The organism is Serratia sp. ID 25-353 (assembly GCF_054792795.1).
The window spans coordinates 1,808,619-1,831,811 of the sequence record NZ_CM139236.1; the positions used below are offsets into that span (position 1 = coordinate 1,808,619).

At 58.7% G+C, this 23,193-nt stretch carries 19 protein-coding genes and 1 pseudogene; 4 read left to right on the top strand and 16 right to left on the bottom strand.

What is annotated here, in order from left to right; genetic code table 11:
- Window positions 1–282 precede the first annotated feature (282 nt).
- The 3 genes from ACYF6X_RS08635 to ACYF6X_RS08645 all read right to left on the bottom strand — a co-directional run bounded on the left by ACYF6X_RS08635 (window position 283) and on the right by ACYF6X_RS08645 (window position 4,176).
- A complete protein-coding gene (locus ACYF6X_RS08635; RefSeq protein WP_130018360.1) occupies window positions 283–1,248 on the bottom strand; it encodes a nucleoside hydrolase in 966 nt (321 codons plus the stop codon).
- A complete protein-coding gene (gene add, locus ACYF6X_RS08640) occupies window positions 1,245–2,300 on the bottom strand; it encodes an adenosine deaminase (RefSeq protein ID WP_130018361.1) in 1,056 nt (351 codons plus the stop codon). The genes ACYF6X_RS08635 and add overlap by 4 nt, the downstream gene beginning before the upstream one ends.
- A 493-nt stretch (window positions 2,301–2,793) precedes the next feature.
- A complete protein-coding gene (locus ACYF6X_RS08645; RefSeq protein WP_130018362.1) occupies window positions 2,794–4,176 on the bottom strand; it encodes an MFS transporter in 1,383 nt (460 codons plus the stop codon).
- A gap of 99 nt (window positions 4,177–4,275) precedes the next feature.
- Between ACYF6X_RS08645 and ACYF6X_RS08650 the strand changes: the two genes are divergently transcribed.
- Window positions 4,276–5,136 carry an AraC family transcriptional regulator gene (locus ACYF6X_RS08650; RefSeq protein ID WP_242512570.1) on the top strand — a complete coding sequence of 287 codons (861 nt, stop codon included), beginning with the start codon at window positions 4,276–4,278 and terminating at the stop codon, window positions 5,134–5,136.
- 39 nt (window positions 5,137–5,175) lie between these two features.
- Here the strand turns inward: ACYF6X_RS08650 and ACYF6X_RS08655 are convergent, their stop codons facing one another.
- The 6 genes from ACYF6X_RS08655 to ACYF6X_RS08680 all read right to left on the bottom strand — a co-directional run bounded on the left by ACYF6X_RS08655 (window position 5,176) and on the right by ACYF6X_RS08680 (window position 10,981).
- Window positions 5,176–6,639 (bottom strand): aldehyde dehydrogenase family protein, encoded by a 1,464-nt coding sequence (locus tag ACYF6X_RS08655; protein WP_063989801.1) that lies wholly within the window; start codon window positions 6,637–6,639, stop codon window positions 5,176–5,178.
- Between the two features lie 22 nt (window positions 6,640–6,661).
- Window positions 6,662–7,411 (bottom strand): SDR family NAD(P)-dependent oxidoreductase, encoded by a 750-nt coding sequence (locus tag ACYF6X_RS08660; RefSeq protein ID WP_033634470.1) that lies wholly within the window; start codon window positions 7,409–7,411, stop codon window positions 6,662–6,664.
- A gap of 127 nt (window positions 7,412–7,538) precedes the next feature.
- A complete protein-coding gene (locus ACYF6X_RS08665) occupies window positions 7,539–8,171 on the bottom strand; it encodes a LysE family translocator (protein WP_043147436.1) in 633 nt (210 codons plus the stop codon).
- Between the two features lie 67 nt (window positions 8,172–8,238).
- Window positions 8,239–9,054: an AraC family transcriptional regulator gene (locus ACYF6X_RS08670; RefSeq protein ID WP_165384393.1), complete on the bottom strand. Its 816-nt coding sequence runs from the start codon at window positions 9,052–9,054 to the stop codon at window positions 8,239–8,241.
- 167 nt (window positions 9,055–9,221) lie between these two features.
- Window positions 9,222–10,067, bottom strand: a complete 846-nt coding sequence (locus ACYF6X_RS08675; protein ID WP_254623409.1) for an MBL fold metallo-hydrolase — start codon at window positions 10,065–10,067, stop codon at window positions 9,222–9,224.
- Between the two features lie 170 nt (window positions 10,068–10,237).
- On the bottom strand, window positions 10,238–10,981 hold the full coding sequence (locus ACYF6X_RS08680) for an SDR family oxidoreductase (protein ID WP_130018363.1): 744 nt from the start codon (window positions 10,979–10,981) through the stop codon (window positions 10,238–10,240).
- Window positions 10,982–11,091: 110 nt separating this feature from the next.
- Here ACYF6X_RS08680 and ACYF6X_RS08685 point away from each other — a divergent pair, with 110 nt between their 5' ends.
- On the top strand, window positions 11,092–11,985 hold the full coding sequence (locus ACYF6X_RS08685; protein WP_039567103.1) for a LysR family transcriptional regulator: 894 nt from the start codon (window positions 11,092–11,094) through the stop codon (window positions 11,983–11,985).
- 29 nt (window positions 11,986–12,014) lie between these two features.
- On the opposite strand, the gene ACYF6X_RS08690 is transcribed toward ACYF6X_RS08685, so the two are convergent.
- The 4 genes from ACYF6X_RS08690 to ACYF6X_RS08705 form a co-directional block, all read right to left on the bottom strand.
- Window positions 12,015–12,599, bottom strand: coding sequence for a LysE family transporter (locus ACYF6X_RS08690; RefSeq protein ID WP_130018364.1), 585 nt, complete (start codon window positions 12,597–12,599; stop codon window positions 12,015–12,017).
- A 239-nt stretch (window positions 12,600–12,838) separates the two neighbouring features.
- Complete coding sequence (locus tag ACYF6X_RS08695) at window positions 12,839–14,143, bottom strand: cytochrome c (protein WP_130018365.1); 1,305 nt, start codon at window positions 14,141–14,143, stop codon at window positions 12,839–12,841.
- A gap of 11 nt (window positions 14,144–14,154) precedes the next feature.
- Window positions 14,155–14,613 (bottom strand): (2Fe-2S)-binding protein, encoded by a 459-nt coding sequence (locus ACYF6X_RS08700; protein WP_130018366.1) that lies wholly within the window; start codon window positions 14,611–14,613, stop codon window positions 14,155–14,157.
- Window positions 14,613–16,835 (bottom strand): xanthine dehydrogenase family protein molybdopterin-binding subunit, encoded by a 2,223-nt coding sequence (locus tag ACYF6X_RS08705; protein ID WP_063989793.1) that lies wholly within the window; start codon window positions 16,833–16,835, stop codon window positions 14,613–14,615. Before ACYF6X_RS08705 ends, ACYF6X_RS08700 begins: the two co-directional genes overlap by 1 nt.
- 360 nt (window positions 16,836–17,195) lie before the next feature.
- On the opposite strand from ACYF6X_RS08705, the gene ACYF6X_RS08710 reads away from it, so the two are divergent.
- A complete protein-coding gene (locus ACYF6X_RS08710) occupies window positions 17,196–18,335 on the top strand; it encodes an acyltransferase family protein (RefSeq protein WP_165384395.1) in 1,140 nt (379 codons plus the stop codon).
- A 13-nt stretch (window positions 18,336–18,348) separates the two neighbouring features.
- On the opposite strand, the gene ACYF6X_RS08715 is transcribed toward ACYF6X_RS08710, so the two are convergent.
- Window positions 18,349–19,413, bottom strand: a complete 1,065-nt coding sequence (locus ACYF6X_RS08715) for a P1 family peptidase (RefSeq protein WP_149560093.1) — start codon at window positions 19,411–19,413, stop codon at window positions 18,349–18,351.
- Between the two features lie 110 nt (window positions 19,414–19,523).
- Between ACYF6X_RS08715 and ACYF6X_RS08720 the strand changes: the two are divergent.
- A pseudogene (locus ACYF6X_RS08720) lies at window positions 19,524–19,641 on the top strand (FAD-dependent urate hydroxylase HpxO); the annotation flags it as partial.
- A 122-nt stretch (window positions 19,642–19,763) separates the two neighbouring features.
- Here the strand turns inward: ACYF6X_RS08720 and ACYF6X_RS08725 are convergent.
- Entirely contained in the window at window positions 19,764–21,863 is a 2,100-nt protein-coding gene (locus tag ACYF6X_RS08725; protein ID WP_130018783.1) for a peptidase domain-containing ABC transporter, read from the bottom strand.
- Window positions 21,856–23,130 (bottom strand): HlyD family secretion protein, encoded by a 1,275-nt coding sequence (locus ACYF6X_RS08730; protein ID WP_063989789.1) that lies wholly within the window; start codon window positions 23,128–23,130, stop codon window positions 21,856–21,858. Before ACYF6X_RS08730 ends, ACYF6X_RS08725 begins: the two co-directional genes overlap by 8 nt.
- Between the last annotated feature and the right edge of the window lie 63 nt (window positions 23,131–23,193).

Here is a 23,193-nt window from a genome sequence, read left to right on the forward strand (position 1 = left end):
GTTCCGCATATATAAAATAAAAAAGGAGGATTGGTTAATGCTTTATGGCCCGGCTGAATTCGGCAAAACGCATCAATAATCAGACTGCACAGGGGAAACACTGTACTCAATATTCGCTAAACAAACAGCAAACACATCTATCGATTTGGATTCGCACGCCTGCGGTTCGTTAAATCCTACCTGATATCTTCCCCCCTTCTTCAATGCTCATTCAGAGGCCTCCGGAAAGGCCTCTTATACACTTATACACTTATACACTCAGACGTTGTCGATAGAGACGAATTACGCCAACGACAGCAGCTTCGCGAGCAGCAACTCCGACATATTAAGCTCGGTGCTTAATACCACATGGCAGTTGGCATCGGGCTGCGGCGGATAGTTCCTATATCGTCCCCGCATATCGCACAGAGTTTGCCCGCGGCCTGGCCCGTCAGAATCATCGATCGTCACCTTCACGTTAGGTGCAAGGCAGGCGCCGATGCCCTGCACCGCCAACACCGCAGCCACCGGATCGTGCAGCGCGCAGGCTTTGCGGCCGTAGGTATTGATATAAAACTGGATATACCGCTCCAGCATTTGCCCTATCGCCTGCGCAAACCGGCTCTCGGCCGACAGCAGTTTGAGCCGATCCGCCTCTTCAAAAGTATGCGACATGGTGACATCAAGCGGCACCATCACGATATTCTTCATCGCCTTAAACACCATGGTCGCCGCCTCCGGATCGCAGGCAATATTCGCCTCCGCAACGGGCGTTCGGTTGCCGGGCGCCAGTGCCGCACCGCCCATGATCGTCAGCGTGCCGATAAGCTCCCCTAACGCGGGCTCAAGCTGCAAGGCTTTGGCGATGTTGGTCAGCGGGCCGGTCGCCAAGATGTCCAGCTCCCCCGGGTGCGCTCTGGCCAGCTCAACCAACAGGTCGGGGGCCGACAGCGGCGCCAGCTTGGCGTGTGAGGCTTCCAGCGCGATGTCGCCGATGCCGTTGTCACCGTGTATATGCTGCACATCGCAAAGATACGCCTGGCGCAGGTAATCCCGTTCCCCCACGGCGACGGGGATCTCGGGAAAACCGGCCAGGCGGGCAAGCTCCAGCGTATTTCTGGCTCCGGCATCGGCGGCGACGTTGCCGCAAACCGTGCCGATCGCCAGAATATCCACCTTGTCGCTTTCTGCGAGCAAATAGCCCAGCGCCATCGCATCATCGATGCCGGTATCGCAATCAAAATATAATTTTATTTTCTTCTCGCTCACCGCTTGTCTCCATTTTCTGTATTAAGAGAAGCAACCCAAGGAGCCATTTTCTTTCGATACTCCGTTTTTGCCTCGTCGCCGGCGAAACTGGCGGCAAAAGCATTCAGGGCCACATCGACGATATCCTGGGTGGAAAATGCAAATTCGCTCTGACAGATCAGATATTCATCCACCAACGTGGTGTGCAATAAGACCGGGTCGTCGGTATTGATGGTCGCGATGACCCCGGCATCCCGCAGCCGGCGCAGCGGATGCTCCGCGTAGCCGGGATAGACGCCCAGTTTGATGTTCGAGGTCAGGCATACGCCGATGGGGATACGCCGTTCAGCCAACAGTTCCACGACGGCCGGGTCGTCTATCGCCCGAACGCCGTGATCGATGCGGTCGGCCCCCAGCAGCAAGATGGCGTCGCGCACGCCCTCTGCGCCGCTCGACTCCCCGGCATGCACGGTTCGCTTCAACCCGGCCCTGCCCGCCTGGGCGAAAGCCTGCGCGAAACGCGCACCGCTGCCTTTGGTGACGGCCTCATTGCCATCGACGGACAGCGCGACCACTCTGGGGTGCCGCAGCGCGGTTAAAAAATCCACCAGCTCACTCGCCTCGGCGGCGGTTTGCCGGCGGAGCAAACTGACGCACAGCCCAACGGACGCCAATCCATCTTCTTCGGCCGCGCGCAAACCGGCGTCAATCGCGTCGATCATGTCACCGAGCCTGCCGCGCCACGCTTTCCAATGGGTCGGGTTGAAAATCAGATCGGCGTACAGCCCGCCATCCCGCGACAGCCGTTGTGCATAGGAGTAGCTTAACTGCGCCAGGCGTTCACGGCTGCTCACCAGGCTGCAGGACCAATCGAGGAAATCGAGAAAGTCGGCAAGCCCGTTAAAATTCAGCAGCTCGTCCTGCTTTCTGGGCATCGGTATCCCCGAGGATAACGCCCAGGCCGAGAGCTGTTCCGGCTCAAAGCAGCCCTCCAGATGCACATGCACTTCCGCCTTCGGCAGGGAAACCATCTGCGCTCGAGAGAGCGTGGTTTGGTTTACATTCCATTCCATAAAATGGCTCCCAAGGGTTATTTATGCAGGCCAACGAGCACGTTTTCGCGCACCGTGAGTGACGGCATGGGTGCGAAGGCCTCGTTGAAGGGGGAGTGAATGCGGTAAAAAACGCGGTGAGACGAGGAATGATCTAGGGTAAGCATCACAATATGTTAATCCTGTAATGAGTCAGACGGCAGGCCATCCAAAAATTCATCAACAGGTCAGTAACCTATGCATGCGGCAACCGGTGAAGGCGGACACACCTCTCATCACCGAAGCCGACACGGCATCACCCCATCCTCACTGCAACGCCCGATTTCCGTGGGCGCCGGCAATCATCGATGGGGCCGTTCTCTTACCTGAACCTATGTAAAACATGGCGTGTTAAAGCAGAGTCGCCGGGCAGCCGCTGTTATGCGCGGTAATCGCCAGCAATCAGCGCCAAAACACGCCGCCAAGCTTATGGAAGCCAGGGGGGCTTGTAAAGCCCTTCCCAACGCCGGGAACGTCAGGCCTTTCTCAGCAACAGCGCCCACAGCGCCAGCACGGCAAAGGCGATGTATATCGCCATAAAAAGGACAATGGCGGCGAACAAGGCGCTCACTACCCCTATTTTATCCGCCAGCCAACCTGCGGCCGGCGGCATGATATTGAACAAATAGACGATAAAGTAAAACTTCGACACCGCGTTCCACCCTGGCGCCGCAAGAGAGAGCTTATTGACCAGGATGGCACCGCCCACAAAAACCGCGCCGTACGAGAAGCCGGACAGCGCCAGACTCACCGCCGCGCTGGCCACAGAACTGCTTTCGAGCGCCATGGTCATCATCACCATGGAGAAAACCTGCGCAATCAGCCCTAACACCAAAGAAAACTCAGGCTTCAGAAAACGCGGGATCGTGAACTGCACCACGCCGGCCACCAGTAAATAACCGGTGGCGATATAGCCAAAGCCCGCGGGTGACTGAAGCCCGAAGACCTGGATCGCGGCCGTCGGCCCCAACGACAGGATCAGCGCGGCGTATGACCAGGAGATAAACACGCACAGCGCAAGCAGATAGAACAGCGGTTGGCTAAAACCGGCGCCCTTTTCTGCCGTTTTCGTGTCCGCAACGCCGAGGGTAGGCAATCCCTTCTTCGGCCAAAGCAGGACGATGGCGATCGCGGAGAGGAAAACCAACGCGGCGATGGTCACCGCCGGCGAAGTGAGCGGGTAAAACGCCAACTGGGCGTAAACGCTGCTGATCACCGGGCCCAGCGCCAGGCCGGTCACCAAAGCCAGGCTGCCCAACAGCGCGGCGCGTTTGGCGCTGTCGCCGCGGCTGACGTTGATCAACAAGATGTTGATGATGGCCGTGGCCGTACCGGCCCCTAAACCGGAAATAAACCTGAACAGGCACAGCGCCTGCAAAGAACGAGCAAAGGAAAAACACAGCGTTGGCACCACCACCACCATCAGCGACACCACCACCAGCAACCGGGCATTTTTATCGGTGATGGTGAGCCTGCGTGATAAAAACAAGGACAGCAATACGCCAAACCCGTAGGAAGAGAAAATGAAGGTCAGGTCAATATTGCTCAGATCAAGGGTTTCTTGATAGAGGGGATATAACGGCGTGGGGGAGCCGCTGTTCAACAAGATAAAAAATAAAGCGATCGTCAACGCCGCCAATAGGCTCACCTGGCTGCGGTTTGTCTGGTCAGAAGTCATTATGCCACCATCATGGAAAATACCGATCGTAGCACCCGGCCGGATCGCGAACTTTCGCGTTCGCACTTTTTTTCTTATCGTTCGGACAGGACGGCGGGTTAGCCTGTACACCGGCTGGCGCCTCACCCATAATGCGTTCATCTCGCCGCACTGTCGGGATCGTGCATAACGCTGGCGCAATAGCGACTATGCTCAACAGTAAACGCATCAAACAAGCAGGTAATAATGGATCCGTTATCCGATATTGTTTCCAGGCTAAAAATCAGCAGTCAGAAAATTGTGACGTTTGACATGAGCGCCAATACCAAAGCGCTGTTTCCCGACTATTCCGGGATGAAAATTTATATCGCCAAGCGCGGATCTTTTTTCATTAAACTGGCGGGCGACGCCAATAGTTACCCGATTGAACAAGGCGATGTGCTGATCTTATCCAGCGGACGCGAATTCAGCATTTTTGATAACCCTAACGCGCCGGCCATCGATATAACAAAAATTCACGTGATGAAAGACCGCTCCTCCTGCTTCAGCAACGGCGGGTGCGATTTCTCCTTTGTGGGTTGCCGCTTCGTATTTCAGATCAACGATACCTTCCGCTTTATTACCAGCCTGCCCGAACCCATCGTGATCAAAACGCAGCGGGAGGAGAACGCCGGCATCAAGGATTTCCTGAGCCGCCTCTCGTCGGAGATAGAAAATCCCGGCCCGGGCAGCGAGCTCATCACCGAGCATCTGCTGCAGATCATTTTGACGCAGGCGCTGCGCATGCTGCTCTCTTCCGGCGCGCTCGGCCGCGGCGAGGGTTGGTTTTACGCGATGGCGGACAAACATATCGGCCTGGCGCTGACCCGCATACACGACCAGCCGGGCAGGAAATGGCGCCTGGACGAGCTCGCCGGCATGGCCGGCATGTCGCGCACCGCCTTCACTACCCGCTTCAGAAAGCTGGCCGGCTACAGCGTCAACGAATACATTCGCATCTGGCGTTTTAGCCTGGCCATCGAGCGAATGGTCGCCAATAAAGAAAAAATATCCCAGATCGCCTTTGACCTGGGATATGAATCGGAAAGCGCCTTCAGCACCGCGTTCAAGAAAAGCATGGGCGCGTCGCCAAGGAGTTATATCGGCAGCCACATTTCCTGACGCGGCCAACGGCGGCACGTCCCTGTGCCGATCTTATCCTTATTCTGCAAACCAGGCCGCGGGCAGATCCGTCTGCAGCGTGATGGTTTTTATCTGCGTGTAGGCATTAAGCGTTTCCTTGCAGAACTCGCGGCCGATCCCGCTATTCTTGTAACCGCCGAACGCGGTGCCATCGGTAATGTTCGAGTAGCGGTTGATCCAAACGGACCCGGCTTCCAGCCGGTCTGCGGTCGCCAGGGCGTTTTTCAGGCTGCGGGTGTAGATCCCCGACGCCAGCCCATATTCGCTGTCGTTAGCCTGGGCGATCATCTCGTCGTAGTCTGACCATTTGATCAACGTCAGCACCGGCCCGAAAATTTCTTCCTGGCAAATGCGCATGCCATTTTCCGCAGCAAAGATCGTCGGCTCAATGAAGTAGCCGTGCTCACAGCCGGCGACGGCGCGGCGTTTGCCGCCGGTCAGCAGGGTAGCGCCCTCCTCGAGGCCGGTCCGAATATAAGCCAGCACCCGCTCGCCCTGCTTCTCAGAAACCAGGCAGCTGACCCGGGATTGCTCGGCCAGCGGTGAACCGACGCGCACCCGTTCGAAAGCCGTCACCAGTTTGGCGCTGAAACAGTCGTAAATGTCCGCGTGCACGAACAGCCGGGTGCCCGCCAGGCAGGACTGGCCGTTATTGTGGATGGCGGCAAAGGTCACGTTGTCCACCACCGCATCCATGTCCTCGATGTCCGGGAACACAATATTGGGGCTTTTCCCGCCCAGCTCCAGCGTGACGGGCACCAACCGCTCCGCGGCGGCTTTGGCCACCCGCTTGCCCACCTCCGTGCTGCCGGTGAACGAAAGTTTGCGCACCTTGCGGTTGCCGGTCAGCGCCGCCCCCGCCACGCTACCCAGCCCGGTAATGATATTGACGACGCCGGCAGGGAAAATGTTGGCGATCATCTTGCCCAGCTCCAGCGTGGAGAGCGAGGCGTTTTCATCGGCCTTCAGCACCACCGTGTTGCCGGTCACCAGCGCCGGCGCCAGCTTGAACGCTGCCATGATCGCCGGCGCATTCCAGGGGATAATCTGCCCACAGACGCCGAGCGGCTCGCGTTTTGCCAGGCTGTAGCCGTCCGCGATGCTTCTGCCGCTGTCTTCGTGCCCCATGACAACCGCGGCGAAATAGCGATAGTGTCTGACCGCCGTTTGATAATCGCGGCGCACTTCGCTGATACAGCGGCCCACATCCCGCGCGTCGATTTGCGCCATTCTTTCCAGATCGCTTTCCAGCACATCCGCCAACTGCGCCACCAGGCGGGCGCGGGCCTGCTGCCCTAATGCCTTCCAGGCGGGGAAAGCCGCTTCCGCCGCCAACACGGCCCGCTCGACGTCCCGTTCGTTGCAGTAGTGCAAATCCGCCAGGCGCTCCCCGGTCGAGGGGGAAATAACGGGATGAATGTCCGTGCCATCCAGCTCGAATACGCCGTTAATCAGTGGCCCGTAGGCTTTATCTAATGTCATTTCTGTTCCATTCTTCGCTAAATTAATGCAAACCACCGCCGACGATCAGGCTCTCGCCGGTCACCCAACCCGCCTCGTCCGAGGCGAGATAGGCCACGGCCGGGGCGATATCCTCCGGTGTGCCGATGCGCCCCAGCGGGGTGATGGATTCAATGTGCGTTTTAAAATCGGTATCGAAAAAGCCGCTGTCATGCACGCCTTCCGTGATGACCAAGCCAGGATTGACCGCATTGACCCGGATCTTGCGCCCGCCAAGCTCGTTGGCCAGCGTCTTGGTGATCGAATCCACCGCGGCTTTGGAAGCGGTATAAACCAGCGAATTGGCCGGCGTAAACGAGGTCACGCTGGAGCTGATATTGACGATGCTGCCGCCCGATTCAGGCATGGCGGCGACCGCCGCCTTGCAGCAATAAATCAGCCCTTTGACATTTAAATTGAAGTGCCTTTCATATTCCGCGTCGCTGAATGCTTCCAGGCTATTGGTGGCATAAACCCCGGCGTTATTGACCAACACGTCCAGGCGACCATACTGCTCGACAATGTTTTGCATCAGGCCATTGACTTCGGCCTCAATGCCGACATTGGCCTGCAGCGGAAAAGCGACGCCGCCCTGCTCATTGATCTCTTTAACCAACCGGTTAGCATCTTCACGCCCGCGGGAATAGTTAATGAAAACCACGGCGCCTTCGGCCGCCAGGCGTTTAGCAATGGCGGCGCCAATGCCCTTTGAACTGCCCGTCACCAGGGCAACTTTATTTTCAAAGCGTTTCATTCGTCATTCTCCTCAGTGTCTGTGAAACTCGGGAGAAGATTACGGTAAATGCTCGCCGTGCAGCATAGCGGGGCGAACATAAAACCTTATCGAACGAACAACTTCGCCCAAAAGAGAAGTGACACTTTTAGAGTAAACGCGCTGCCAAAATGGCGCAGGCTAATAACAGAATGACGCTACCGAAGCATTTATTGATATAAATCCCGATGACCGGACGCCGTTTTATCCTCAGCGCGATCTTTCCCGCCAGAAATACCAGGGGAATTTCAATCAGAAACATGATGACGATGAGTTCAATGCCTAATATCAGCATCTGCATTCCCGGCCTGCCCGCCTCCACCCGAATAAACTGCGGAATAAACGCCAGCATGAAAATAATGGCCTTGGGGTTAAGCAGATTGGTCAGGAATCCTTGCGAATAGAGCCTTTTGCGGCTTTTGCGCTCGCCGTGGCTTTCCAGGCCAATCGCATTTGCCTGGGTAAAAATGCCCAACCCGACCCACATGATGTACAGCGCGCCGCCGATAACGAAAAGCTGATACAGCAGCGGCGAAGAGGCGATCAGCGCCGTGACGCCGACAATCGCAAAACAGATATGGCATATCACCCCGGTCACCGCCCCCAATACGGTAATCAGCCCCGCTTTCGTTCCCTGGCTGACGGCGTTGGACAGTGCGCAAAGCATATCGGCGCCGGGAATAAGCGTTAAGACGGCGGCCGAAAGGGCAAATAAACCCAGCGTGGATAATTCGATGACCATGATTTTCTCGCGTCGTAAATAGGCGTATTGTCGGCCCCCGTAAGTCGGCGAGATAGAACGATATTGCTCACAGGCAGCGATCGCGATAGCCGCGCGGCGTCACGCCGTAACTCGACTTGAACGCCCTGCCCAGGTGCGACTGATCGGCGAACCCGCAGGCGACGGCAATTTCCGCGATGTCGCCGCCCCGGGATAGCAAGGCCTTCGCCTGCTGCAGCCTCAGCTGCCGCTGATAGCGGCTCGGCGACAAGCCGAATGTTGCCGAGAACTGGCGGCAAAGGTGATACCTGGACAGACCGGCGGCCTGCGCCAGCCTCTCCAGACGCACTTCCCGCGCCGGGTTATCGTGCAGATACTCTTTCGCCCTGCGCAAGCCCGGCGCGATGCCGGCGCCTGCCAATGACGCGCGCCGCGGGGAGCACACCGCCAACAGATCCGCCACACAGTGGCTCCAGACCACCTCCCGGTCGAAACGGCTGGATTGCGCCGCGGTCAATACCGTCGCGGCCTCACACAACCGGGTGGCGAAAGGCGCATGGTCGATGCGCTTCCCCTTCACTGCCGGCGGCAGAGGCATCTCCATGTTTTCCGCCGCGTCCAGCAGCATCTCGTGGCTGGGATAAAACATGAAATAATGGCATCCTTCTTCACCCAGCACCGTCCCGGCATGCATCTGCCCCGGCGCGATGAGGCTGACTTGCCCACGGCTGACGATACCGTCGGCATCGCCTTTAGCGCTGTTGTTATTGGCGCCGCGCAGGACAACGCCAATCGACCAGGTATCATGCCAATGCACGTCAAACCGATGGTCTGAAAAGTCCGCGACGAGCAGTTCAAGCCCGCCCAATGCGTCAAAACGATGCATAAATGCCGAATTGCCCATCCTCTTTTACCCGATTGCCGGTTATCCACAGCGGCCAAAATAACACACAACGTACGGCGTGAAAGCCCTGCGCTCTGCACGGAAGCGGCTTTCTGAACGTCAGAAAAAAGGGGCCGCCTGGCCCCTTCACATTGTTTATTTGCCTTCTTGCCTTGCTCTCATGCCGATTAATGAGGACTCATCGCGCCATAGTTCAACGGCTGCCAGTCGTAACCTTTCCCCTGTTTATTGATGTAGCCAAGGCCCGGGAAGGACAAATGCGCCCCTGCGACCAGCGCCCTTTGCTGCGCGAGGTCATCGAACAGCCGCTTGCGCTGCGCAACGGCGGCGGGGACGTCGATATCATAGGCGATGGCGACATTCGGATCGGGAAACTGCACGGAGGCGACGTGGATTATATCCCCCAGAATCACCATCTTTTTCCCTTTGCTTTCGACGGCGAACACGCTGTGCCCTGGCGTGTGCCCACGCGTATCGACAGCCGAAATGCCCGGGGTGAGCGCCTGATTGCCTTCGAACGTTTTCAGTTTCCCCGCCGTGACGTAAGGCTGCAGTGAGGCGATGGCGGCATCGAAGAAACGTTTATCTTTCTCTTCCGCCTGCCGCTTTTTCTCTTCGCTCAGCCAAAAGGCGACTTCGTCTTTTTCCACCCAGACGGTGGCGTTCGGGAAGGCGAGACGCTTGTCCGCCATCAACCCGCCCACATGATCGGGATGCAGGTGCGTTAAATAAATCTCATCCACCTGCTCCGCCTGATAGCCGGAAGCGTTCAGGTTTTTCATCATTTTTCCCAGCGTTTCGCCATGCAGCGCGCCGGTGCCGGCATCGACCAGAACCAGCTTGTTTCCGGTATTGATCAGGTAGGCGTTCACCGAGGTCGGCAACGGCAGCGACAGGTTGTTGGCCGCCATCGCCTTTTCAAGCTGCTGCGGCCGGGTGTTGATCAAGATTTTATCGGCGGGCATCGGGCTGATGCCGTCAGACAGGGCCGTCACTTCCACATCGCCCAGCATGATCCGGTAAAACCCGGGATTGTCTATTGCAGAAAAAGGCGCCGCGGCCATTGCAGCGGCAGAAAAAGCGGCGAAAAAGGTGCCAATAAGCAAATTGCGACGCATACGCATAGAAAACCTCGTAACGGTAAGAAAATACGGCTAAAAATTCCGGGAATGCCCCTGGCGATTTAAAACTCCTGCACGGTCGGCCTGATGACAATCTCACTCACGTCCACGTCCGAAGGCTGCTCGATCGCATAGGCGATGGCGCGCGCGATGGCATCGGCGGAAATTGCCTGGCTCTGGTAGAGTTCGCCAACGGCCTGCAAACTTTCCGCGTGCGAACTGCCTTGTTTCAGTTCGGTGTCGATCAGGCCGGGGGCGATCGTCGTGGTTCGGATCTTCCCGCCGACTTCGTGACGCAAACCTTCGGCGATCGCGCTGACCGCGAATTTCGTGCCGCTATAGACCGTGCCGCCGGGGCTGAACACCTTCTTGCCGGCAATGGAGGAAATGGTGATGTAATGACCGAATTGCTGCTTTTCGAACAGCGGCAAGGTTGCCGCGATGCCGTACAGTACGCCTTTCACATTGATATCGATCATCCGTTCCCATTCATCGACCTTCACGGCACTCAGCGGTGCGATCGCCATCAGCCCCGCGTTGTTGACCAAGACATCAATCTTGCCAAACTGCCTGACGGCCTGGGCGATCATCGCTTCGACCTCCTGACGCTTCGTCACATCCGCCTGCAGCGCCAACGCGGTGCCGCCGTCGCCAACGATTTTCCGAACCAGTGCGTCAAGACGATCTTTCCTGCGCGCCGCCACCACCACCGTTGCCCCCTGCGCGGCCAGATGTATTGCGGTCGCCTCGCCCAGCCCGCTGCTGGCGCCGGTAATCACCACCACTTTGCCTGAAATACGGTTCATCTCTCGTTCCTTTTGTTAGGGTCAGTGCGAATACTTTACCCACCGTTTTCGCCCGGTAAATGGAAGTGTTATGCTTTGAGAATTCCATTTTTTGGAACAAAGAGGTCAACGTGCAAAACAGACAAGAAGCCTTGCGCATTTTCTGCGCCGCCGCCGAGGAGATGAACTTTAAACACACGGCGACCAGGCTCGGCATTTCCCCGCAAAAAGTCACCCGAGCCATCAAAGAGCTCGAGTCGGTGCTCGGTGAGCAGCTGTTCCACCGCAATACCCGCAGCGTGAGAATCACGGATTTCGGCCTCGGCTTTCTTGAGCAGGCTAAAGCGGCGATGGATCAGTTGAACAGGCTGTTTCAGCCGCAGGGGAAAGCGGCGGAAGATCTCGGCGGCGTGGTGCGCATTACGGCGCCGCATACCTATGGCAGCGAGGTCGTCATGCCGATACTGGCGGAATTCGCGCGCCAGTATCCCGCGATCACGATCGAGTTCCACCTGTCGAATATCCACAGCGATCTCGTCGAAGAAAGAATTGATATCGGCATTCGCATCGGTTTTCTGCACGACCAAACCTGCATCGTTCGCCAACCCAGAACCATGCCTTTCCATCTGGTTGCTTCGCCGGCGTTGCTTGATCGCCTGCCGCCGCCGGAGCAGGTAGACCAGCTTGCCCATCTGCCGATTGTCGCGCTGGTGAACCGCAAAACCGGGCGCTACTGGCCCTGGGAGTTTAGCCAAAAACGTTATTTCTACCCGAAGTCCGCCGCCTTCGTCACCGATACGCCCGATATAGAGCGTAAAGCGGTGCTCGCCGGTTTAGGCTTTGGCCAACTGGCCGGGTATTTGGTTGAAAAACACCTCGCCGCGGGTGAGCTGGTGGCCGTTCTGCCGGGCGACGCTCCGCCGCCCTGGCCGGTCAACCTCTATCATACGCATCAGCATGCCTGCCCGGCGCGCGTGCGCGTAGTCTTTGACTATCTTTTCAATCAATTAAGCCAGGGCGATTAACCGCGGCTCACCTACAGGCCCCAAGCGGCTTAAATAATCATTTTGCAGGCGAAATAGATCAGTACGGCGGCCATGGTGATATTTACCGCTCTAAAGTGCCTCAGATAAGCTTTTTTGAGAAACGCCCCTGCGACCGCCCAGGTCAGCGTGCCCAAACACGCTATCAATGCAGTGACCAGGCATGCCCCTAAAATGAACAACAGGCCGCTACCGACCGGAATGATAAAAGCGGAAATGGCCGTTATGGTGAACAGTATGATTTTTGCATTGATAACCTGAAGAACAAAACCGCTGAGGAAACCATAACCACCTTCACGTTGTTCCTCGTCAAAACGGCTGCTGGTGGCAATTTTATATGCAAGCCAGACCAGATAAATAAAACCCAGCCCTCTTAAATAAACGACAGCCGCCGGAAAGGTGAGCAAGATCCAAGAGGTCAATGTACCCGTGACCAACATGGTCACGCCCATTCCGGCGCCTATTCCCAATAAAAAGGGGACACTGCGCCTAAGACCGAGCGCCATGACCGATGCCAACGCAACGATATTGTTGGGGCCAGGCGTGAAGGCAGTTGCAAAACTGTATGAAACCAAATCAATCATATTCCCTGTCATACCCGCCTCTTTGCGTTCGGTTAATGTCTTTATCGCACGTGCATAAATGCGCACAACGTTCACGATGAGAAAAACAGAAAGCGAGAGGGAGAGATAGAATGAAATTGCGCCTTCACGCGCGACGTCGATCGTTCTATGCAGAAGGAAGAAGCTGATTTACCTTGCTTTATAAAAAAAAGCGGCGATATCCGCGATATCGCCGCCTTTACCCTGCACGCCACCGTGGCGGCCGCGATGCGCTACTGCTTGCGTTGCTCCGCCACCTGTTTGGCGGTGACGTTGCCCTGCTTATCGCCGAAGTGGCCGACCACGAAGTTGGCGACCGCCGCCACTTCCTCGTCGGAATAGGCGCTGCCGAACGCCGGCATCATTTCATGCCGATCGCCGATGCTGATGCTCGTCCCCTTCAGAATGGCCTGCACCACGCTGCGCCCCTGCGGATCGTTCACCGCCGTACTGCCCACCAGCGACGCGTACTCGCTCTGGCGGCCCGGCCCGTTCCACTGGTGGCATCCGCTGCAGTCGTTGGCAAATACCCGGCGCCCGAGCGAACTGTCTTGCCCGCCCGGCAGGATCGGCGTGGAAGCCCCCGCGCCCTTCGGCTGCAGGTTCACCGCCGCCGCGCCGTCGCCGGCGATCGGTTCGATATCGCGCAGGTATTTCACCAGTGCCAGATTATCTTCCGGCGTCAGGAACTGCAGGCTGTTTTCCACCGCTTCCGCCATCGGGCCGGCGGCGCTGCTGCGCCCCGGCGCATGGCCGGTGGCCAGATATTGCGACAGCTGCTGGTCGCTCCAGCCGCCGATGCCGGTCTGTTTGTCCGGCGTGATGTTGGCGGCGAACCAGCCCTGCACCACTTCACCGCTCAGGTGCTTGCTCTGGTTGAGGCCGAACCCCAGATTGCGCGGCGTATGGCACTCGCCGCAGTGGCCCAGCGCCGTCGCCAGATAGGCGCCGCGGTTCCACTGCTCATCCTTGTTGAGATCCGGCGCAAAGCGCTGCTCATGGAAGAACGCCAGGTTCCAGAATTTCATGCCCCAGCGCTGGTTGAACGGGAACGACAGGTCGTTTTGCGGGTTGGTCTGTTTCACCGGCGGCAGGCTGAACAGATAATCCTTGATCGCCAGCACGTCGTCGCGGCTTAGTTCGGTGTACGAGGTATAAGGCATCGCCGGATACAGGTTGCCCTGCGGACCGATGCCCTCACGCACCGCGCGCACGAACTGATCGTCGCTCCAGTTGCCGATGCCGGTCTCCTTGTCGGCGGTGATGTTGGTGCCGTAAATGGTGCCGAACGGCAATTTGAAGGCGAAGCCGCCCGCATAAGGCGTGCCGCCCGGTGCGGTGTGGCACGCCACGCAGTCGGCAGCGCGCGCCAGGTACTCGCCGCGTGCCAGTTTATCGGTCATGCCGGCCGGCGCCCCGGCGATCGGCGCCGCAGGCTCCGCGCCGGTGGGCCGTAGCAGCGTGTACAGCGCGTATCCTCCCGCCAACACCACCACGGCGATAATCAGCCATAACAGCCCTTTCAAGGCGTTGCTCATCGCATCTCTCCCTAACCCAACGCCTTGGCGGCCTGGTGGATGGCGGCGCGAATGCGCACATAGGTGGAGCAGCGGCAGACGTTGCCGCCCATCGCCGCGTCGATGTCCGCATCGCTCGGGTTCTTGCTTTGCACCAGCAGCGCGCTGGCGCTCATGATCTGGCCGGACTGGCAGTAGCCACACTGCACCACGTCCAGATCAAGCCAGGCTTCCTGCACCGCCTTGCCTTCCGGCGTGGCGCCCACGGCTTCGATGGTGGTGATTTTTTTGCCGACGGCGGCCGAAACCGGCGTCATGCACGATCGCACCGGCACACCGTCCAGATGCACGGTACAGGCGCCGCACATGGCGATGCCGCAGCCGAACTTGGTGCCGGTCAGGCCGGCTTCGTCACGCAAGAACCACAGCAGCGGCATGTGCGGATCGCCCTCGAAGGTCAGCGGCTGCTCGTTTACGGTTAATTGAATCATCAGGTTCTCTCCTTGTCAGACGCCGGGTTCGCAGTGGGATTATGCAGCGGCAGGCTCAGCGAGGTGCGCGGCCGCCCGAGCAGCGCCAGCGCGTTGCCGACCGCCGGGGCGATGGTCGGCACCCCCAGCTCGCCCACGCCGGTCGGTTTCTCGCTCGAGGGCACGATGATCACCTCGATCTCCGGCATCTCATCGATGCGCAGCGGGCGGAAGTTATTGAAGTTGGACTGTTCGACCACGCCGTCTTTCAGCGTGATATTGCCGTACAGCGCCAGGCTCAGGCCGTAGCCGATACCACCCTCGATCTGCGCGCGGATCACGTCGGGGTTCACCGCCACGCCGCAGTCCACCGCGCACCACACCTTGTGCACTTTCGGGATGCCGCCTTCGCCGATCGACACCTCGGCCACCTGCGCCACATAGGTATCGAAGGCCTTGGCGACGCCCACGCCGCGCGCGCGCCCGTCCACCACTTTCGCACCCTGCCAGTCAGCGGCTTTCGCTACCGCGCGCAGCACGCCCGCCGCGCGCGGCGCATCGCCCATCAGCGCCAGCCGCCCTTCGACCGGATCCTGGTCGGTTTCCTGCAACAGCTGATCGATAAAGCTCTCCACCGCGTGGCCGGTGTGGGTACTGGCGACCGACCGCAGCGAGGTGGTCGGCACCTTGCCGGGCACGATATGCGCATCGCAGCGGAAGGCTTCGAAGGTGTATGACACCTCGCTGGCGCCCTCGACCATCATCTGATCGAGGCCGTTGACCACCAGCGCATCCATCGCGCTGTGGCGCGTCCAGGAGTGGCCGACCACGGTATCGGTCCAGCCCACCACCTTGCCGCCGCGAATGGCGCCGCGCAGGCGGTGCAGGATCATCGGGCGATACCAGCCGTTGCGGATGTCGTCCTCGCGTGTCCATACCACCTTCACGCCGTGGCCAGGGCCGATGCCCTTGGCCGCCGCCGCCATGTCGGCCGCCAGATCCGGCCCCAGCGTCGGGTTGCCTAAATCGATGCGCCGGCCGAAGCTGCCGCCCGCCAGAATGGTTTCAATCTGCACCTTGTCCGGCGGCAACTCGAACAGATCGCACAGCTGCTTGTGATCGAGCGTTTGGATTTGGCAGCCGTAGCGCGCCTTGACGCTCTCGCCGTCCCAGAACAAATAGCCGTCCAGTGGCTCCATCGGCGCGTGCGCGACGTACGGGAAGGTGTATTCGGCCTCGATCACCTTGTCGGCCTTGTCGAACACCTCGTCCGGCTTACCGAGACTCTTCGCCACCACGCCGGTTTTCTGCGCCACCTGGCGGAATTCGGCGTAGATCTCCTCGGTGTTGCGCCGTTCGGCCTGCGCGTCGTCCCACGTCACCTTCAACCGTTCCCGCCCCTGGATCGCCGCCCAGGTGTTTTTGGCGTAAACCGCCACGCCGGTGGCGACCTGCTTCACCGCCACCACGCCCGGTACTGCCAGCGCCCGCTCGGCGTCGAAGGTCGCCACCTTGCCGCCGAAGCGCGGCGGCTTCTTGATGGTGACGGTCAACATGCCCGGCTCGTGGATATCCTGCGAGAACTGCGCGCTGCCGTTGGTTTTCGCCAATGAATCGACGCGGTGCAGGCCGCGCGTTTTGCCGATCAGGGTGAAATTGGCCGGATCCTTCAACGTCAGGCTGGCGGGATCGGGCGGCGGCAGCGTGGCGGCCAGCGCGGCAAATTCGCCGAAGCCCGCTTCGCGCCCGCTGGCGGCATGGCGGATCTTGCCCGCCTGCACGGTAATTTCCTGCGCCGAGGTTTTCCAACTCTGCGCGGCGGCCTGTACCAGCAGCGCGCGCGCCATGGCGCCCATGCGCCGCATTTGCTCATAGGCATTGGCCACCGAGCTGGAACCGCCGGTGCCCTGGAATCCGAAGGTCAGGTTTTTGTAGATATTGGTGTCCACCGGCGCGGCGACGACCCGTACCTGCGCCCAGTCGGCATCGAGCTCTTCGGCGACCAGCGTCGCCATGCCGGTATAGACCCCCTGGCCTACCTCGGTGTGTTTACTGATCACGGTGACGACGCCGTCGGCGCCAATCTGAACGAAGGCGTTGGCGTCAAACGCCGCCGCGCCAGAGGTGGCCGGGGCAGCCGAACGCGCCAGCGCACCGGTGGACGGCAGATAGGCGCCGATCACCAACGCCCCGGCGCCGACGATAAACCGCCGCCGCGAAAGCGGAACTTGGGATATGCTCATTGCTCATGACTCCAAAAAAGCCGAAGGCGTCACTGCCTTCGGCGAAACAAATCTTGTTATGGAATGGCTTGTCGCGCCCGTCAGGTGATATAGCGCAACAGAGCAATAATTAGCGTAGCCTATTATTCAGTAGGCTTAATGTTGAAGAGGGATTTTCTATTGGAGAATCGTGCGGTGCACCGGCGGGGCTGCTATCGGCGCGCCGTCTGGCCATAAAACTGATCGACGCCGTGCACGGCTTCTGGCCCGTCGAGCAACAATGCGTTGCATTACCTTCAGGTTTACGTTCCCGGCCTTGGAATAGGATATACTCCCGGCCAAAATACATCGTCACCATTTGGTTAATTTTGGATGTTTTTCATGCAGCAACCCGCCATATCGAAAAAAAATCATGATATTGAAGTATTGAGAACCGTCGCGATCGTTTTCGTCATTCTGGCGCATGTCGCGGGGATACTCAGCCCGGATTCGCGCTACTGGCGAATTCTGGACTATGCACGCTTCGGCAGCGGCGTCGATCTCTTCTTTTGCGTATCGGGCTTTATTATCACTTCGTCAATTTTGTCAACGGTGCCAAAAGACAAAAGCCTCAGTGCTTTTGTCAATTTTACCGTGCCATTCTGGAAAAAACGTTTTTGGCGACTCATGCCTTCGGCTATTTTCTGGATCGTTATCGTTCTGCTGCTGGCCGCTATTTGGGGCGGGAAAGGTCAGATTATTCCCTTTGAGAGCATGTCCTCCTCGGCGTTGCATGCCCTTACTCAAACACAGAACTTTTACTTTATCGAGTGTCGGCCGGCGGGCACCTGCGGCGAACTTGGCATTTACTGGAGTTTGTCATTAGAGAATCAGTTTTATCTGCTCTTACCCCTACTCGCTTTCTTCTTGACTGACAGGAAGCTTGCGATCTTTTTCTTTATCGTTTTCATCACCCAAGTTTTCTTGCCGAGAACATTGAACGCGGCAACGCCAGTCATGTGGCCGTTACGAACGGATGCGGTCGCACTGGGCGTCATTATTGCCATCTTTGCACATAACACCCCCTCGTCACGCCCCTGCCCCAGACTGCTTGAGAGCAAAACCTTCTGCGCCGGGGCTTTCATGATCGCATTGCTCTTACTGGCGTTGCTTTCCAGCCCTCAACCGCTCCTCAGTTTTTCGGTCGGTATCACCGCCATGGTTTCCGGCTTTTTAGTGTTACTCGCCAGCTATAACTGCGGTTGCTTTTCAAGCTATCCCGCCGTCCGCGTGTTTTGCGATTACATCGGGTCCCGATCGTACTCTATCTATTTAACCCATGTGGTCGCGCTGGCCCTAACCAAAATCCTCTTTTTTTCCGCCGCCACCCGCTACGACGGCCTGCATACCGCCCTGTACCTGACGTTTTTCTTGACCGCAACGCTGCTGATGTCGGAATTCAATTACAGAATCATTGAAATGCCGTTAAGAGCGCTTGGCAGGAAGAGTAAGCCGAAAAAAACGGTGGCACCTTTCGTTTAGCGCACACCGAGCGTCAGGCGGTGCCGCCCGCCGCCAGCCGATCGAGCAGCGGGCCCAGCGCGGTGCGCGCATGCTGCTGGAAGCCGCTGACGCCTTCAGCACTCAGCAACGCATCCAGCACCGCGTATTCGGTGGCGTCCGCCGCCGCCGCAAACAGCGGCTCCAGCCTTTCGTCCGGCAGCGTGGCTCCCAGCAATCGGGTGGAAAACGCCAGCGCGATATCACCGGAGCCGTGCCCCCAATGGCTACCCACCCGCCCCAGGCCCGCACCCGCTCGGCGGGCGATGCGGTTCAGCTGGCGACTGTCCAGCGCCCGATCGCAGGCGATGATGATAATGACCGAGCCGGCATCCACCTGCGGCGGCGGATCCGCCAACAGCTTGCCCAGCGCCGGGCCAACGCGCACGCCGCTCAGCGTCAGCGAGTCGAGGGTGCCGAAGTTGGCCAGCACCAGCACGCCGAGCATGGTGCCTAATCCCGGGCAATAGCGCGAGGTGGTGCCGATGCCGCCCTTCAGGCCGAAGCTGCTCATGCCACGCCCGGCGCCGACGCTGCCGCGCGCAAAGCGGGTGGAATGGTTATCCAGCGCGCTGAAGACGTGCTCCTCGCGCACCGCCATCGCCTGAATATCGTTGAGGTAGCCGTCGTTGCACTCCAGCACCAGCGGATTGATGGTGGCGCTGCCGCGGCCGATCTGCGGGTAGCGCAGGCAGCTGCGCCGCACCATGGCGTTGAACAGCGTGCCGACGGCGAAGGTGTTGCTCAGCAGAATAGGCGTCTGCAACTCCCCCAGCTCATTCAATTGCACCAATCCCAGCGGCTTGGCGAAGCCGTTGAGCACCGCGCTGCCGCACGGCAGCGGCTGGTTGAACAGATCGCCCGGCGGCACGATAGCGGTGACGCCGGTCTGGCATTCGCCGTCGGCCAAGGTGTGATGCCCGACGCTGACGCCCGGCACGTCGCACAGGCTATCGGTCGGGCCGGCCGGATAGCGCGCGCCCGGCAGGCGGCGATGACGCCGCCAATAGCTCAGCAGATTGTCGAGGCTTTGTTGTTCAAACGCCTGGCTGTCTGTCATGGTTCCCTCATCCGCCGTTAGCCCATCAGAAAACCAGAATATCGCGCAATGTAAGCGCCCAGTAAATTGAAAACCGGAGCGGGCAGCAAAAATAGCCTTGCCTCATCGCCGTTCAGACCAACTCACAGGGCATCGAAGACGCCCTGCTGCGTTATCAGGATGCGGGTGAAAGATCTGGTGCTGAAGGTGCGCAAACGCTGCGACGTGACGCACGGCAAAGACATGGCCCCCAAAACTGGTATCTCGCCGGCATGTGGAGACCATTTTAGGCGTCCCGCAGGCCTGAGCCTTATTGGGTTTTTAGGGGGCAAAACAGGGTAAACGGCCGGTGCCGCTGGTGATATCTCCCCTTATCCAAAATGTATTACCCGATCTGCCGACGCAATGGTCGTTTCACGGTGGGCAATGATCACCTTCGTGATATTGAGTCTCTTGATGGCCTGATTCACCACAGCTTCGCTCTCCTTATCCAGTGCGCTGGTGGCCTCATCCAGGAACAAAATCGCCGGCTTCTTGTAAATCGCCCGGGCAATGAACAGGCGTTGCTTCTGCCCGCCGGACAATCCTTCCCCCAACTCGCCGATCGGGGTTTCATACCCCATCGGCATACGCATGAGCACGTCGTGCAGATAGCTGGCACGGGCACAGGCTTCCATCCAGGCGTCGTCCACCTCGTCCACGAACCCGCAGATATTTTCCCGGATCGAGCCGGAGAACAGCTTGTCGTCCTGCATCACACAGGCGATCATCTTGTGGTAGTTATTGATGCCAAGCTGCCGGATATCGACGCCGTTCACCTCAACCCGCCCTGAGTCCGGGGGAAACAACCCGCACAGCACCTTCATCAATGTGGTCTTGCCGGCGCCGGACGGCCCCACGATGGCCACGCTCTCGCCCGGCGCAACATTGATGTCCAAGGCAGCGAAGACCGCCGGTGACTGCCTGTCGTAACGATAGCTCAGGGCATGGGTCGTCAATCCCAAAGGTTGCAGGCCGGCCGCGTAGGGAAGGTCTGGTTTACGGTTTTCTCGTGGGTGCAAGGCGATATCGGCAATGCGCTCGTTATGCAAGCTCATCATGCGCAGCTGCAGCAAAAATTCCGTCAGCGACCCGATGCATTCGGAGAACTGCCCGCGAAAGGCGCCGAACGCCACGAACATGCCGAGGGTCATCTGGTTATCGATCACCAGACTGGCTCCCAGCCAAAGAATAACGACCTGATCGCAGGCGGCAATGAAGGTGTTGATCCCACCAAACAGCATGTCCATGCGGGTGACCCGGATACCGGTATTGATGGTGTCGATTTCAAGGTTGAGCCAATGGGCAATACGACGTTCCGCCATGCCCTGCATCTTGACGGTGGCGATACCGTACAGCGTCTCCATAAAATACGAGCCGGCACGGGCCTCCCTGACCAGCGCTTCTTCGGACAGTTGGCGATAATAGCCGTAGGTCAGCAGCCGCATCAGCACGTAGAGCGCGGTGAACGCAATCACCACCCAGGTCAACCAGCCGCCATACAGCACCATCATCACCAGCACGCCGATCACCATGATGCCGTCCATGATGGCGCCGACAATGCTCGTGGTGAAGGTGCTGCGCAACGTATCCAGCGAGCCGAAGCGTGACTGAATGTCACCCAGTTTGCGTCGTTCAAAGTAGCCCAGCGGCAGGCGCAACAGGTGGGTAAACAGACCGGATTGCCACTGCACGTTGATGAGCGTCGACATGACCAGTCCGGACCAGGCGCGCACCATGCCGACAGCTGCCCGTAACAGGATGAACAGCATCAGACCAACGCAGATGAGCGTCAGTAACCCGCGATCCCCGGCGGGAATAGCGTGATCCATCACCAGCTGCGTGCCGATGGGCATCACCAGGTTGATGGTTTCGAACACCAGAGACAGGCAAAAGATTTTGCCGAGCGCCCCCTTAAGACCGTGTACGCTGCCAATCAGCGTGCGCAGGTGAATACGGTGGCGGACGCTGTCGGCGGTGAAGGCGCTGCCGGGCCAGGCCTCAAGCGCCACGCCGGTGAAACTGTGCGACAGTTCCGTCAGGCTGACGGCCCGGCGCCCGCGCGCCGGATCATGCAGCACCGCGCGGTGACCTTTGATACTGACCAGCACCACGAAATGGTTGAACTCCCAGTGCAAAATACAGGGGAGTTTCAGCGCGCTGAGCTCGCCAATATCAAGTGATAGAGGGCGAGTGGCCAGTCCCAGCTGTTCGGCTATACCGGTTAACCCGGTCAGCGTGGCGCCGCGGGTCGACAGGCTGAACTGCCGGCGCAGCGCGATCAGGTCGACGTTTTTACCGTAGTAACCGCAGATCATCGCCAGGCAGGCCAGCCCGCATTCTGACGACTCGGTCTGGTGCACCATTGGAACCCGGTGGCGCAGCCGCAGGTCCAGCTGGCTGATCCGCTGTTTGAATGTGGGCTTACTCATTGACCGGCCCCGTCGCGCTGTGTTTCATGTCGTAGAATGGTGACAACATCCACTGATAAATCTTCCTTTTTTCCAGAAACAGGGTGCTTTGCGCTTTCATGCCGTTTTCCAGGCTCAGACGTTTACCGTCATAGGCAATGGATTGTTTTTCCGGAATGACGATCACCTTGTAGTACGGCACGGCGGCGGTCAGCGCCGCTTTGGGCGCCCCCTGGTAGGTCAGCATTTCCTGCGGCGAGGCCGGGGCTTTGGAGATGACGGCTACCGTACCGGCAAACTGCCCGAATTTCTCCGCCGGAAAGGCGTCATAACGCACATTGACTTTGTCACCGGCGGCGATGTAGGGGATGGCGTCGTTGGGCACCCATAGCACCAGGGCGTAGTGATCGATATTGTGGGGGATCACTTGCAGCAGACTGTCACCGACGTTGACCATCTGGCCAACCGTGACGCTCAGCGAATCGATGCGGCCATCGGCCAGCGCGCGAACGATGATCGCCCCGCCGGCATCAATGTTGAGCCGCTCCTTCTGCAGCTCGTGGCGCTGCAGCTCCATCTGGTAAATCTGGTTGTCGAAGTTAGCGGCCTGGATATGGATCTGGCTTTCCAGCGCGGAGATCTGCAGCGCATTCTGTTCGTTCTGGCCGGACAGGCCCAGCAGGTTGTTCTGCTGCTGGTAATACAGCGCCACCTGGTTGGTGAGCTGATCCTTAGTGATCAACCCCTTGGTTTGATAGTGCCGGTAATTCTCCATATTTTCCTTCATGATGCGTATCCCTTCCTGGGCGCGTTTGAGGATGTCGGTTGAACGGGTGAACGCGGCGATATATTGCGCCTTTTGTTTTTCCAGCATGGTAAGCGTGGCCTGCTTGCTGCTTTCCAGTCGGCTGATGATTTGCGCAATGCGCGCCAGCTGGCCATCAATATTCCGTTGCTGGTTATCGCTGACTACACCGCTGCGGGTGCTTTTGCTGACGTCAATCTGGTAAATGGGCGCTCCGGCGGCGATCACCTGCCCTTCGGTGACGAATTGTTTAACCACCACGCCTTGGACGGCGGAATAGACGTTGGCGGCCCGGGGATAGGTGCTGATCTCGCCGGTCACGTTGACCCGCCGGGTATAGGTGCCGGCGATTGCGAAGGTGAGAAAAGCAATGAGAAAAAACAGGCAGAGCCCTGCCGTGAGCCAAAAGGGAATGCCGGGTAACAGGAGGGCCCGACCACGCCATTTCATTTTCTGATTATCGATCGCTTCCTGGCGAAACATGATCAGCGTCCCTTATTGAAAGCTAATATTCAAATTCACAGGCCATTGCATTGATCATAAAAC